General features: G+C 69.7%; 15 protein-coding genes. All 15 read left to right on the top strand.

The features are described from left to right. Positions 1-283: 283 nt before the first annotated feature. The 15 genes from ACIBEI_RS35960 to ACIBEI_RS35890 all read left to right on the top strand — a co-directional run bounded on the left by ACIBEI_RS35960 (position 284) and on the right by ACIBEI_RS35890 (position 12691). Positions 284-1057 carry a DUF4097 family beta strand repeat-containing protein gene (locus ACIBEI_RS35960; RefSeq protein WP_398894621.1) on the top strand — a complete coding sequence of 258 codons (774 nt, stop codon included), beginning with the start codon at positions 284-286 and terminating at the stop codon, positions 1055-1057. A gap of 112 nt (positions 1058-1169) precedes the next feature. Beyond that, on the top strand, positions 1170-1460 hold the full coding sequence (locus ACIBEI_RS35955; RefSeq protein WP_398894620.1) for a hypothetical protein: 291 nt from the start codon (positions 1170-1172) through the stop codon (positions 1458-1460). After that, positions 1457-1903: a Pycsar system effector family protein gene (locus tag ACIBEI_RS35950; RefSeq protein ID WP_398894619.1), complete on the top strand. Its 447-nt coding sequence runs from the start codon at positions 1457-1459 to the stop codon at positions 1901-1903. Before ACIBEI_RS35955 ends, ACIBEI_RS35950 begins: the two co-directional genes overlap by 4 nt. Then, entirely contained in the window at positions 1900-2916 is a 1017-nt protein-coding gene (locus ACIBEI_RS35945) for a DUF2637 domain-containing protein (RefSeq protein ID WP_398894617.1), read from the top strand. The genes ACIBEI_RS35950 and ACIBEI_RS35945 overlap by 4 nt, the downstream gene beginning before the upstream one ends. Next, positions 2913-3563 carry a GGDEF domain-containing protein gene (locus ACIBEI_RS35940; protein ID WP_398894616.1) on the top strand — a complete coding sequence of 217 codons (651 nt, stop codon included), beginning with the start codon at positions 2913-2915 and terminating at the stop codon, positions 3561-3563. The genes ACIBEI_RS35945 and ACIBEI_RS35940 overlap by 4 nt, the downstream gene beginning before the upstream one ends. Beyond that, on the top strand, positions 3563-3946 hold the full coding sequence (locus tag ACIBEI_RS35935; RefSeq protein WP_398894615.1) for an RRQRL motif-containing zinc-binding protein: 384 nt from the start codon (positions 3563-3565) through the stop codon (positions 3944-3946). The genes ACIBEI_RS35940 and ACIBEI_RS35935 overlap by 1 nt, the downstream gene beginning before the upstream one ends. Before the next feature lie 165 nt (positions 3947-4111). Beyond that, complete coding sequence (locus ACIBEI_RS35930; protein WP_398894613.1) at positions 4112-6349, top strand: cell division protein FtsK; 2238 nt, start codon at positions 4112-4114, stop codon at positions 6347-6349. A 140-nt stretch (positions 6350-6489) separates the two neighbouring features. Beyond that, on the top strand, positions 6490-6741 hold the full coding sequence (locus ACIBEI_RS35925) for a hypothetical protein (protein ID WP_398894612.1): 252 nt from the start codon (positions 6490-6492) through the stop codon (positions 6739-6741). A 151-nt stretch (positions 6742-6892) separates the two neighbouring features. Continuing rightward, a complete protein-coding gene (locus tag ACIBEI_RS35920; RefSeq protein ID WP_398894610.1) occupies positions 6893-7081 on the top strand; it encodes a hypothetical protein in 189 nt (62 codons plus the stop codon). Between the two features lie 9 nt (positions 7082-7090). Continuing rightward, complete coding sequence (locus ACIBEI_RS35915; RefSeq protein WP_398894608.1) at positions 7091-7696, top strand: hypothetical protein; 606 nt, start codon at positions 7091-7093, stop codon at positions 7694-7696. Continuing rightward, on the top strand, positions 7693-8001 hold the full coding sequence (locus tag ACIBEI_RS35910) for a hypothetical protein (RefSeq protein ID WP_398894606.1): 309 nt from the start codon (positions 7693-7695) through the stop codon (positions 7999-8001). Before ACIBEI_RS35915 ends, ACIBEI_RS35910 begins: the two co-directional genes overlap by 4 nt. An 86-nt stretch (positions 8002-8087) precedes the next feature. Next, the gene (locus ACIBEI_RS35905) at positions 8088-9005 is read left to right on the top strand and encodes a DNA primase (protein ID WP_398894604.1); all 918 of its coding nucleotides are present in this window, start codon (positions 8088-8090) and stop codon (positions 9003-9005) included. A 184-nt stretch (positions 9006-9189) separates the two neighbouring features. Continuing rightward, on the top strand, positions 9190-10734 hold the full coding sequence (locus ACIBEI_RS35900; RefSeq protein ID WP_398894602.1) for a YfjI family protein: 1545 nt from the start codon (positions 9190-9192) through the stop codon (positions 10732-10734). 314 nt (positions 10735-11048) lie between these two features. Further along, the gene (locus ACIBEI_RS35895; RefSeq protein ID WP_398894600.1) at positions 11049-11240 is read left to right on the top strand and encodes a helix-turn-helix transcriptional regulator; all 192 of its coding nucleotides are present in this window, start codon (positions 11049-11051) and stop codon (positions 11238-11240) included. Then, complete coding sequence (locus tag ACIBEI_RS35890; protein WP_398894598.1) at positions 11237-12691, top strand: tyrosine-type recombinase/integrase; 1455 nt, start codon at positions 11237-11239, stop codon at positions 12689-12691. Before ACIBEI_RS35895 ends, ACIBEI_RS35890 begins: the two co-directional genes overlap by 4 nt. Positions 12692-12707 lie beyond the last annotated feature (16 nt).

Here is a 12707-nt window from a genome sequence, read left to right as displayed (position 1 = left end):
CACGTCTCCATACGCCTACTTCGAGGCCGGACAGCTCTACCTGACACGGGAGCGCGGTCGCGATGAAGGAGACACGCACCACCTCAACTTCCGCCGCACCTTGGTGCGCCGGCCGGTTGCCTGATCCGCATCTCTCACAGGTGCGGTGAGGGGGAGCCGCGCTCCGTTGGCTCGCAAGGCACGACCACATCGAGGGGCGGCCGTCTCTCACCACTTCACGACCGCGGCCGTCCCGTTCGCACGTTCCGTGTCCCACTCCAACGCCCCTTTGAGGAGCTTGACCATGACCGAGCGCACCTTTGCCTCGCAGACCTCCGGCCCGATCGTGCTGGGCTTGTCGCTGCCGGTCGGCGACGTCCGTGTGCAGGTGCTCAGCAGCGTCACGACCGCCCGCATCACGCTGCACACCGACGACAGCACGGGGCCCGCGGCCGACGCGGTCAACCGGGCCCGCACCCGCCAGGACGGGCAGGCGCTCGCCATCGAGGTGCCGGAGATGCCGGGCAACGTGGTGGTGCAGAGCACCCGCGGCAACCGCGTCACGCAGAGCGTCGGCACGGTCTACGGATCGGTGACCGGCGTGACCATCGTCAACGGCCGCGTCGTCTCCGGCGGCGGCAGCAACATGCAGACCGTCAGCCCCATCACAGCCACGGTCATGCTGCCCGTCGGGTCTTCCCTCGCGGTGGTCTCCACCTCCGCGGACACGTTCGTGTCCGGCGACGTCGACCGGATGGAGTTCCGCTCCGTCTCCGGCGACCTGGACGCCGGGGGCGTCCGGCAGCTCACCGCGAACACCACCTCCGGAGACATCAGCGTCGGCCGCGTGAGCGAGCAGGTCGCCGCCCAGTCCGTCTCCGGCGACATCGACGTCCACCTCCACAACGGCCGCGCCGCGAACCTGAACACCACCTCCGGCGACATCGCCGTGACAGCCACCAGCACAGCTTCCGGCACCCTGAGCGCCCGCTCCGTCTCCGGTGACGTCCGGATCTCCGGCGCCTGCCACCTGAGCGTGTCCGCGAACAGCGTCTCCGGGCGCGTCCGCAACCGCTGACCCGTACCACCCGCCCCGCACGGGGCCGCTCATCTCCCCGGACCGGTCGCCTCTCACCAACCACCGCGACCGGCCCGGCCTTCCCTGTCCCTCCACCCTCCGGAGATCTTTCATGCGTACGTACATCGGCCGCCAACAGGCCATTTCCACTGAGGACTTCGCGGAACTGGCGCTCGGTACCCCGGTTGAGCTGTGGCTCGGGGTCGAGGGCGAGAGCGACGAAGAGCGCGCGGCCCGCGAGGACGCGGCACGCGACATCCTCGCCGACGACCCCGACCTTACCGACGACCTGATCCGCATGGCCGCGCAGATCATCGAGGTCAACCCCGACCTCTTCGACGTCATCCCGCTGACCCGCCCCACCCGGCGCCACCGTGCGGCACGCAAGGGGGTAGCGGCATGAGCACCCCCGACACCCTGCTCGCCGCCGCTCACGCGGAGGTGAAAGCGGAGATCACGCGGACCGACACCAAGACCGGCCTCCTGCTCGCGTTCGTCGGCGCGGTCCTCGCCGGATCGTGGACGGTCGCCAAGGACATGCCGCTGCCCCTGCCCGCCTGCATCGCGGGCGGTCTCGGCATGGGCCTGCTGGTTGCGGCGGCCGGTCTGCTGCTGCGGTCGGTGCGCCCCAACCTGCGCGGCCGGCACGGCTTCCCGCTGTGGGCCACGCTCACCGCCGAACAGATCACCGCCGCCCTGGCCACCGACCGGGCCGCGGACATTGCGGGCCTGTCCCGCATCGCGGTCGCGAAGTTCACCGGTCTGAAGCGCGCGGTCGACCTGACCTGTGCGGGCGGCGCGCTGCTCATCATCGCGGCCCTGATCACGGCGGGAGGTGCGGCATGAGCGCCACGCCCCTCGCCCCCGAGGCGACCGCGGCCGGGGTGCCGCCGCTGACCCGCCCTGAGATGGGGCTCGCCGGTATCGGCGCGCTCGCCGCGGCCGGAGTCGGTGCGCTCGGTCTGATCTCCTCCTTCGACGCCGTGTCCGAGGCCGCGACCCGTTGGGGGTTCAGCGAGGCGTGGATGCTGCCGGTCGGTATCGACGTGGCTATCCCGGTGTTCACCGTGGCCAACCTGCTGTTGATCCGGATGGACATGGCGCTCACGTGGGTGCGGTTCGTGCCCTGGATCCTGACCTTGATCACCTGCGGGCTCAACGTCGCCGCCGGACACGACGTGTGGGCCAAGGTCGCCCACGGCACCATGCCGCTGCTGTGGGTCGTGTTCTCCGAGATCGGCGCGCACATCTACGCCGTGCGCATCGGCGCGGCCACCGGCCGCCGCATGGAAAAGATCAGGTTCTCCCGCTGGCTGCTGGCCTTCCCCTCCACGTTCGCGCTGTGGCGCCGGATGACGCTGTGGGAGGTCACCTCCTACACGGAGGCGCTGGCGCGGGAGAAGGAGCGGCAGTTGGCCCGCGCGGACCTGCGCGAGCGCTACGGCCGCAAGTGGCGCACGAAGACCCCGCGGCGCGAGCGCGTGATGCTGCGCATGGGTGAACTGACCCCCGCCACCGAGCAGGACACTGCCGTACCGGCGCCGGTGGAGAGTCGGCCGGCACAGCCGCCCGCGGCCACGCCGCGCCCGCGCCCGCGCCGTCAGCCCAAGCAGAAGGGCAAGGGCACTCCGCAGCGCTCCTTTGAGGAGCTGCTGAGCGAGGCGCGCACGCTCACCACGACGTGGACGGATGCGGAGCTGAACGCCGAAGCCGTCCGTACCGCGGTGCACTGCTCGGCCGCCAACGCCCGCAAGCTCCGCGACGCACTCAAAGCCGAACGTGCCAACGGCCGCCCGCTGCACGCCGTAGAGGCCGCACCCGAGGCGACCGACGACAGCGGCGAGGGGGCAGCGGCATGAGCACCCTGACCACGGTCCTGCTGTCCACGCTGCCCCTCACGGCGAGTTGGGCAGTCCACGTCTGGTGGCTGCGCGCCCGCCTGCACACGGCCCGCCGTGACCCCCTCACCGGCTTACGCACCCGCGACGGATTCACCCGCCGCGCCACAGCCCTGCTCAAAGACCCACGTGCGGTGGTGGTGCTGGCCGACGTCGACAAGTTCAAGCAGATCAACGACACCCACGGCCACGCCGCCGGCGATGCCCTGTTGAAGGCGACCGCGGGCCGCCTCGCTCATCACGTCGGCCCGTCTGGGGTTGTGGGACGGCTCGGGGGCGATGAGTTCGCCGCCGTGCTGATCGACGACCACGGGACCGCGGGTGATCTGCTCGCCGTCCTGCACGGTGTGCTCGCTCGCCCGGTCGAGGGTCAGAACGCTGCGGTGCACACCACGGTCTCGCTGGGTTGGGTCCGTGCCGTCGACTTCCCCGCCGATGACCTGTCGGGGCTGTTGCGGCGGGCGGATGAGGCGATGTACGCGGCCAAGCAGGGCCGCGCAGGACTGCGCCGCGCGGGACTGGGCCGGCTGTTCGCCACGGTCACCGGCCGCCGGTCCGGCCGCACCGGCGCCCGCACCGCGGCGCCGGTCGTCGAGGTGGCGGCCTGATGTCCGCCGTCTACGGCAAGTGCTTCGACCCGACCGGCGCCCGCTACGGCGTGCCCACCTACCCGTGGCGCCTCGCCCCGGACGGCTACGCGACGCGCCGTCAGCTCCGCGTGAAGGGGCTGCGGCCGGGCGGGCAGCCGATCGCGGCACAGGTGATGCGGGTCAACCGGCGCGCCGGTGGCGTACGCGTCGCGTACCTGTACCGCGAAGACCTGGCCAAGCCGGTCCGCCCGATGACCTCTCGCAAGTGGGGTGCGCTCGCGCTGGCGATGCTCGCCCGCCGCACCTGCCCCCGCTGCCGGATCGATGTCGGCTACTGCATCCCCACCTCGTACGGCATCTGTGGCCTGTGCATCGCCCTCGAAGAACAGCGCGCCGCCTGACGGCTGTCCGCAGTTTGTCCGCTGAGTTGCGGACAACTGCGGACAGCCGGACCCGTTCCAAATTGCTTGCCGCACTTCATGCTCATCCGCAGGCCCGACCGCTCACCTCCTACAGCGACGGCCGGGCCCGCTCTCCCTCACACCCTGAAGTGGAAGGAACTGTCAGTGAATCACCCCGATGACGACAACGAACTGTTCAACCGGCTGGAAGCCGAGATGGCCGACCCGACCGCCCCGTCCGGGGGCGAGGTGGTCGACCTCGACAAGGCCCGATCCGCCCGCAGCGAGTCGCCCGACCCGACCGCCCGACCCGACACCAACCCGTCGGCCGACTCCGCGCCGGACCGGTCGGCGGTCGAGTCGGCCGACCCGACCGCCCCCGTGATGGTCGACCAGCCGACCGCGAAGGCGGCCGGTCCGGGCTACCTCGGTCGCCTGCAAGGCGCCCGCCGCCGGTCGGTCGTTCCCATCTGGCTCAAGTCCCTCGCGGAACTGCGGACCGCGTCGGCGTGGGTGGCCCGCCACTACGCCCACTCGGTCGGCTATCACGCACTGCGCTCCCCGGTCTACGCCGCCCGCCTCACCTTCCAGGCGCCGTCCGGTGCCGCGAAGTTCGTGGGCGCCACGATGCGGTGGGTGGCCGACCGCGAGGGTGAGCCGGTCCGCCTCGCCGCCGTCCGGCGCGAGGACGCAGCCGAGTACCTGAAGCTGTCCCGGCAGCGGGACGGTCGGGTCCGGCTGCGCACCCTGGTGGCCGTGCTGGCGATGTTCATCGGGCTCGGCTCCGCGCTGGCTATCTACGTGCTCGCTCCGGACTGGCTTCAGGCCGTGTCGGTCGGTGCGGTCACGCTGGCGCTCGGGGGCGCCGGACGTAAGGCTGATACTCCGGTCATCCACAAGGCTGTGGAGCTGCCCACCGCGGTCAAGCTCACCAGTGACATCGTGCTGCGGGCCCTGGGTGCGCTCGGCATTCCCGCGATCAATCAGGCGCAGGGCAAGGGTCGGGACGGGTTCGCGTTCACCGCGCCCATCACCCGGGACGGTCCCGGCTGGCGTGCGGAGGGTGACCTCCCGTACGGGGTGACGGTCACGGACGTGATGGACCGCCGCGAGCGCCTCGCCTCGGGCCTGCGCCGCCCGCTCGGCTGCGTGTGGCCCGAAGCGGTCCCGGATGAGCACACCGGGCGTCTCGTGCTGTGGGTCGGCGATCAGGACATGTCCAAGACCAAGGCACCTGCGTGGCCGCTGGCCAAGGCGGGCACGGTGGATCTGTTCAAGCCTGCCGCGTTCGCCACCGACCAGCGCGGACGCTGGGTCAACATCACCCTGATGTACATCGCGGGCGTCATCGGCGCGATCCCGCGCATGGGCAAGACCTTCCTGCTCAGGCTGCTGATGCTCATCGCAGCGTTGGACCCGCGGGCGGAGCTGCACACCTACGACATGAAGGGCACCGGCGACCTTGACCCGGTCGGCGACGCGGTCGCCTACCGGCACCGTGCCGGCGAGGACGAAGAGGACTTCGAGTACGCGCTGGCCGACATGCGCGAGGTGCGTGGCGAGCTGCGCCGCCGCGCCAAGGTGATCCGCTCACTGCCGCGGGACATCTGCCCGGAGTCGAAGGTCACCAGTGAGCTGGCCGACAAGCCCAGCTTGGGTCTGCACCCGATCGTGATCGGGGTGGACGAGTGCCAGAAGTGGTTCGAACACCCCAAGTACGGCGGGGAGTTCGAGGAGATCTGCACCGACCTGGTCAAGCGCGGCCCGGCCACCGGGATCGTGCTCCTGCTTGCCACGCAGCGCCCGGACGCCAAGTCGCTGCCCACCGGGATCAGCGCGAACGCGTCCGCGCGGTGGTGCCTGAAGGTCATGGGCCAGCTGGAGAACGACATGGTCCTCGGTACGTCCTCGTACAAGCGGGGTGTGCGGGCCACCATGTTCAGCTGGGCCGACAAGGGCATCTGCTACTTCGTCGGCGAGGGAGCGGACGCCCGCATCGTGCGGTCCGTGTTCGTCGACGCGGTCGAAGCGGAACGCATCGCGCTGCGGGCCCGCGCGGTCCGCGAGAAGGCGGGCACGCTCGCCGGATACGCCCTCGGGCAGGAGCCGGAGACCAGCGTCAGCACCGGCTACGACCTGCTCGCCGACATCCTCGCCGTCGTCCCGGCCAAGGAACTCAAGGTGTGGTCCGAGACGGTCGTGTCCCGGCTCGCCGAACTGCGCCCGGACGTCTACGAGGGATGGGACCCCGACGCGCTCGCCGCGGCGCTCAAGCCGCACGGCATCGCCACCATCCAGGTCGGCCGCCGCGTGGACGGCAAGGTCGTCAACCGGCGCGGCATCGAGCGTGCCCACATCACGGCCGCGATTGCGGAGCGTGACGGAAAGCGGGACGCGGGCTGATCCTCCGGGGTCGCTAACGCTAGCGGCACACCCCGCTAACGTTAGCGCCCCCGCTAGCGCCCCAAACCTGCTGTGATCAGGCCGCTAGCGGATAGCGGCCCACCTGCGGAAACCCTGGAAACCCGCCCGGAGGGCCCGCCATGACCCCTGCCCTGCTCGCTATCACCCTCATTCTCGGCGTAACACTCTGTTACGTCGCTGTGTGTGCGTCCTCGCCGTTCGGCAACTGCCGCAAGTGCCGCGGCATGGGCCACGCACTCAAGACCGACCGCAAGGGACGGCCCAAGCGCGGCAAGGACTGCCGCCGCTGCAAGGCCACCGGCAAGCGCATACGCGTGGGCCGCTGGCTCTACAACCGGTGGGCCCGTATCTACCGCGCCGGCACCGGCTGAGCATGCGACCGGCGACCGCCCGTCATGAGACGGACCCCGCATCACGCAGACGCTAGGCGGGCGCGGTCGCCGGTCAACGCCCCGAACTTGCCAGCCCCGGGGCCCACGGAACGTATCAACCCTTCCACCTCGCCCGAAAGCGAGATTCGCCATGGCCGTGACCATCTCCCTCGCCCTGCTCTTCGGCTTCGTCCTGTTCGTGCTGCTGCGCTCCAAGACCCTCGGAGCGGGCTCCGCGTTCGTCGCCGTGATGTTCGGCTTCTACCTCGCCTCCACCGGCGCCGCCACCACCGTCAACGAACTCATGAGCGCCCTCGTCACCGCGCTCCCGGACCTGTAGGAGACCGCCGTGAACGAGCAGATCGTGGCGCGCCACTGGCTCGCCCTCATCGCCCCCAAAGCAGCCCCCGCGCTGGCCACCTCCACCGTGCTGATCCTGGCCCGGATCTGGAACGCCAACGGCGCCGAACACTCCCTCGGCAACGCCGTGTTGATGACCGCACTCTCCATCGGAGCCGCGGCGGCCGGCGCCTGCGCGAGCGTCGGCCGCGCCGGAGACCCCGTCATCGCCGGAACCGCGTTCGCCGCCTCCGGCGGGCTCGCGTTGGCAGGGGTGGCCGGTTACGCCGACGGCATCTCGCTGCCATTGCTGCTGTGGGTGCTCGCGACCGCCGTCGCCTACGGGCTCGCCGCCCGGTACTGGCGACAGGACCGCCGCACACGCGTCTCGTACGAGCGGCACGTGAGCGAGCGACGCCAGGAACACGCCCACATCGAGCGCGTCGAAACCATCCGCGGCACCACACAGATCGAAGTGGCACGCACCGGCGCCGCCTACGCCGAACAGCTCGCCGCCGCGCTCACCGCCCGCGCCATGCTGCCCGGCTTCGACCCCGCGGCCCTGGAAACCGCGGGCCTGCCCGAACTCCCCACCGCTGGAAGGAAGTCCGCATGAGCCGCCGCGCGCTGCCCCGGCTGCGTATCCAGGTGACCGGTGGGTGGCCGCGCCGGACGCTGGTGCTGACCGACACGCCCCGGCCCAACTGCCGGGAGTGCGAGGGCGACGGCGGGTTCGAGTACGACTACGGCGACCACAACGGCGAGTACGCCGGAACCGAGTGGGACCCCTGCACGTGCTGGAACGAAAACCGCCGCTGGACCCTGCTGCCCCTGCCGCGGCTGCCCCGGTGGCTGCGACGGCGCCGCACCGGCCGCGACCCCTGGGCCCCCGACGGCTACAGCAACGAACCGCCCTTCTAGACGTGCCCGGGCGGGCGCCTCTCACCACAAGACCGCGCCCGCCCGGTTCTCCCTGTCCCTCCAACAGAACACAGGAGAACCCCAGCATGACACCTGACCGCACCACCATGCCGCCCCACGGCATGCATCCAGCCGGGAACCTCCACCTCACCGCGGCTCTGAACCTCGCCGCGTCCGGTGTGCCGACGCTTCCGCTACGGGACGGCAAGCTGCCGTTCGGCAACTGCCGCACATGCGCCAAGAACGCCTGCGGTGGGCGGCCCAACATGAAGCACGCGGGCACCTGCCACTGCCCCTCGGTATGTCACGCGTGGGCCGCCGCAACCACCGACCCGAGCGTCATCACCTCGCCCGCATGGGCCGCTGCGTGGCGACAGGCCGCGGCCGTCGCCTACCACCCGGGCGGGATCGGCCTGACGGTCGTGGACCTCGACAACACGGACGCCCTCGCGTGGGCCCGATCGGTACTGCCCGCGACGCGGACCGTGCCGACCACCCGCGGGGAGCACTGGATCTACCAAGGGGCCATGCAGTCGGCCAACGCGGTGCGGCCGGGCGTGGACATCAAGTCCCGCATGGCCTACGCCCGCTGGCTGGGACCCGGCACCGGCACCATGACCGTGCTGCCGTCGGCCGTCCGTGCGCTGGCCGTGAGGGAAGAGACCACCCCTCCGCGCGGGGAGGTGGTCTCTTCCCTCCCCGGGCGCGCCACGTGGGACCGGACGGTTGCCACCGGATGCCGCCACACCGAGCCGTACGTGCGCACCGGCCTGGACCGCGGTCTCGCCCTCGTGCGTGCCCGCACCGAATCGGGCGCCGCCTCGCAGGCGTTCGGGGTCGCCCGGTTCCTCGCCGCGCAGCACGCGCAGTGCCCCGGACCGTGCGGACTGGACGCTCTCGGATGGCAGATCGTCGCCGCGGCCGTCTCCGTCGGCGTCCCCGAAACCTACGCCCACCGCGCGGTCACCAACGGACTCCAGACAGCCGAGAGCGGCGCGGCATGACCATCAATCACGCCAACACCCTCAAAGAGCGTCAGAACGCCATACAGCGCCCATCGCGGGCGGCCGTGGGTAGCCGACAGGACATCGCTGAAGGCGTCCGCACTGCCGTTACCCCTGACCCGCAGCATGCCCAACACCGCACCCTGTGGGAGCTGTTGGACCCCTTCGAAGGGAGGGCAGTCTCATGACCGCACACCCTGGAGACAGCCCCGACATGTGGGCCGGACTGTCCGCCCTGGAAGAGCCACCCGCGCCCGTGTGGGAGGACCCCGTTCCCCTTGCCGGACCCCGCAAGCTCACCGCCTTCCCCATCGGCTCGCTGCCGGGGTGGCTGCGGGAGTTCGTGGCCGCGGTCGCCGAAGAGACACAGACCCCAGTCGACCTGGCCGGCTGCGTCGCCCTGTCGGTGCTCGCCACCGCCGCGGGCGGCCGGTCGGTGGTGCAGGTGCGCGGGCACTGGCGCGAGCCCACCAACCTGTACGTCGTCGTCTCCCTGCCGCCCGCCAACCGGAAGTCCGCCGTATTCGGCCTGCTCACCGACCCGCTGTACGAGGCGGAACAGCAACTGCGCACGCTGACTCAACCGGCCATCGTGGAAGCCGAGATGACCGCACGGCTCGCCAAGGAGGCGGCCGACAAGGCCACCTCCAAAGCAGCCACCGCGAACGGCGACGAGCGTGACGAGATGGTGGCCACCGCGATCGCGCTGGCGCAGACCGCGGACAGCGTCAGCGTGCCGGCCAAACCACAGTTGCTCGCAGACGACACCACCGCCGAGACCGTCACCTCACGCATGGCCGAGCAGGGCGGCCGAATCGCCGTCATGTCCGCCGAGGGCGACATCTTCGACATCATCGCCGGCCGCTACTCCGGCAAGCCCAACATGGGCGTATTCCTCAAAGGCCACGCCGGAGACCGCCTCAAGGTCGACCGGCAGACCCGCGAGGAATACATCGAACACCCCGCCCTCACCATGGGCCTGTGCGTTCAGCCACAGGTACTGGACGACATCGGGCGCCAGGACGGATTCAAGGGCCGCGGCCTGCTCGGCAGATTCCTCTACTCCGTGCCCGAGTCGCTGGTCGGCCGCCGCAAGATTGAACCCGATCCCATCCCCGAGCAGGTGATGGAGACCTACCGGCGCCACGTCCTGGACCTGACGCTGTTCCTCGCCGAGTGGACCGACCCCGCCGTCATCCAGCTCACCCCCGAGGCAGTCGCCACCCTCACCGCCTTTCAGGCGAGGGTGGAACCGATGCTGGAAGCCCGCGGCGGCATCATGGGGCAGATCGGCGACTGGGGCGGAAAGCTGGTCGGCGCCACCGCACGCATGGCCGCCCTGCTCCACCTCGCCGAACACCTCACCAAAGGGCACACGGTGCCCGTGGCGGAAGCGACCATGCGCGCCGCGATCGCACTGGCCGAGTACTTCATCAGCCACAGCCTCGCCGCGTTCGACTCGATGGGCGCCGACCGCGTCGCGGAACGGGCCCGAACCGTGCTGGAAGCCCTGCGCACCCACGGTTGGCGCGAGGTCAGCAAGCGCGACCTGATGGTCAAGCTCTCCCGCTCCGAGTTCCGCACCGCCAACGACTTGGATCCAGTGTTGGCGCTGTTGGAAGACCACGGGTACGTGCGCGCCCAAGCCGTCCAGCGCCCCGGAGGACGCGGCCGACCGCCCTCCCCCCGCTACCTGGTCCACCCTCGCCTGACCAACCCGACCGCCTGACCCCCGCCACAGAAACCACAGAATCACAGAAATACCCCCGGCAAGCCCCTGAGCAGCACAGACGGCCCTGTCAGGGGCCTGCAGTGCGCTGCCACAGAAACGAACCGAGAAGCCACAGAAATAACCGGGCACCGGCCGCACGGGTCCGGCTGCCTATTTTTGTGGAGCTTTCCGCGATTTTTGTGGCATCCAGCACTGCGCGGCATCACAGCAGGTCAGCCCACCGATCCAGGGTTTCTGTGTATTTCGTGGTTTCTGTGGCGGCTCTCGGCTGGTCCCACCACCTTCCCTTGCCCTCTGCCTGAGGAGGAGTCGTGGCCAAGCCCCGCGACGAGATGCTCACCATCCCCGAAGTGATCGAAGAGATAGGCGTACCGCGAGCGACGTTCTACCGCTGGCGGCAGTACAAGAAGGGACCGAAGTCCATCAAACTCCCGAACGGCGCGGTGCGAATCCGGCGGTCCGAACTGAGCCGGTGGCTCCAGATGTTGGAGGAGAGTGCGTGACGAAGGGCGCCGAAAGTGGGGCCGAGCAGAACAACAGCTCGGCCCCGGACGGGTTCTCTCTCGATGTCCGCCTGTGGAAGGTGTCCAAGGCGCAGAGCAAGACCCGTCCTCACCAACTGCGTTGGAAAGTCGGAGGGAAGGTCAGTAGCGCCACCTTCGCCACGGTGGCTCTCGCGGATAGTCGTAGATCTGAACTGTGGCAGGCAATGCGTCGTGGCGAGGCATTCCGCATCACAGACGGCCTGCCTGAATCCGAGGCGCGAGCCGAGGCCAGTGCTGAGCAAGCCCGTGAGGAACTGCCCTGGTTCGTGTTCTGTCGCGAGTACATGGCGATGCGCTGGCCGACCGCCGCGGCCAAGACCCGTGAGGGCATCGCCGACGGGCTCGCCGCGGTGACGCTGGCCCTGGTGGAGCAGGAACAGAAAATCCCGTCACCGGAAGAGTTGCGTCTTGCTTTCCGATGGGCGGTCATTCCTAAAAACGCCGAACTTGACCCGCCGGAGGAACTTGAGGACGCCTACGGGTGGATATCCAAGAAATCGCTTCTCGTCTCCTCGCTGGAAGACCCGAAGATTCTTCGCGATGTTCAGTATCGGATCTCCTTCAAACTGGATGGTTCACCCGCGGCGGGGGAGACCTCCCGTCGGCGTCGGCGTGCACTCAACACCGCCGTTGAATACGCCATCGAGCGCAAGCTTCTGACGGAGAACCCGCTCACCGCTATCAAGAGGGTGAAGAGTGCTTCATCGGACCGTGTGGACCCCCGCGTTCTCGTGAACAAGACGCAGGCTGCTCAACTCCTCGCCTCCGTCTCGTACGTCGGGACATGGGACCGCAAGAAGGGCCGACGCCTGGTGGGCTTCTACGCGGTCATGTACTTCGCCGGACTCCGCCCGAGTGAGGCTGTAGGCCTCAGCAAGGCTGATTGCTTCCTGCCGGAGAAGGGGTGGGGCGTTCTGACCCTTCGTGACACACACCCCGTGTCGGGCAAGCAGTGGACAGACAGCGGAGAACGCCACGACAAGCGCGGCCTGAAATCGAGAGAGGCCAAGGAAGACCGACCAGTCCCGATCCCCCCGCCGCTCGTGGCCATGCTCCGCGCCCACCTGAAGGAGTTCGGCACGGCCAAGGACGGGCGGCTCTTCACGAATGAGCGGGGCGGTCTCGTGGGCAGCAGTACCTATTGGCGCGTCTGGCGGGATGCTCGGGAGTACGCGCTCCCGCCGGACCTTCAAGCGTCCATCCTCGGAGGGCGGCCGTACGACCTGCGGCACACCTGCATCACGACGTGGCTGAACGCCGGCGTGCCCGTGGCCGAAGTCGCCCGTCGGGTCGGCAACTCGCCCGAGGTGATCCACCGCGTCTACGAGGGGTGCATCTACGGCCAGGAGGAGGCCATGAACAAGAAGATCGAAAAGGAACTCAACTGGCCGGAGAAGGAAGGCCAATAGACCGGCCTGTAGGCGG

It is taken from the genome of Streptomyces sp. NPDC050988, from assembly GCF_044456225.1.
GTDB lineage: Bacteria > Actinomycetota > Actinomycetes > Streptomycetales > Streptomycetaceae > Streptomyces.
Note: the sequence above shows the minus strand (reverse complement) of the source record. Positions and strands in the feature narration are given on the sequence as shown.

Bases quoted from the DNA above. Each gene is read 5' to 3' on its own strand.
- ACIBEI_RS35945 (WP_398894617.1), top strand. From the start codon at position 1,900: ATGAGCGCCACGCCCCTCGCCCCCGAGGCGACCGCGGCCGGGGTGCCG.
- ACIBEI_RS35940 (WP_398894616.1), top strand. From the start codon at position 2,913: ATGAGCACCCTGACCACGGTCCTGCTGTCCACGCTGCCCCTCACGGCG.
- ACIBEI_RS35955 (WP_398894620.1), top strand. From the start codon at position 1,170: ATGCGTACGTACATCGGCCGCCAACAGGCCATTTCCACTGAGGACTTC.
- ACIBEI_RS35900 (WP_398894602.1), top strand. From the start codon at position 9,190: ATGACCGCACACCCTGGAGACAGCCCCGACATGTGGGCCGGACTGTCC.
- ACIBEI_RS35925 (WP_398894612.1), top strand. From the start codon at position 6,490: ATGACCCCTGCCCTGCTCGCTATCACCCTCATTCTCGGCGTAACACTC.
- ACIBEI_RS35950 (WP_398894619.1), top strand. From the start codon at position 1,457: ATGAGCACCCCCGACACCCTGCTCGCCGCCGCTCACGCGGAGGTGAAA.
- ACIBEI_RS35910 (WP_398894606.1), top strand. From the start codon at position 7,693: ATGAGCCGCCGCGCGCTGCCCCGGCTGCGTATCCAGGTGACCGGTGGG.
- ACIBEI_RS35935 (WP_398894615.1), top strand. From the start codon at position 3,563: ATGTCCGCCGTCTACGGCAAGTGCTTCGACCCGACCGGCGCCCGCTAC.
- ACIBEI_RS35905 (WP_398894604.1), top strand. From the start codon at position 8,088: ATGACACCTGACCGCACCACCATGCCGCCCCACGGCATGCATCCAGCC.
- ACIBEI_RS35960 (WP_398894621.1), top strand. From the start codon at position 284: ATGACCGAGCGCACCTTTGCCTCGCAGACCTCCGGCCCGATCGTGCTG.
- ACIBEI_RS35920 (WP_398894610.1), top strand. From the start codon at position 6,893: ATGGCCGTGACCATCTCCCTCGCCCTGCTCTTCGGCTTCGTCCTGTTC.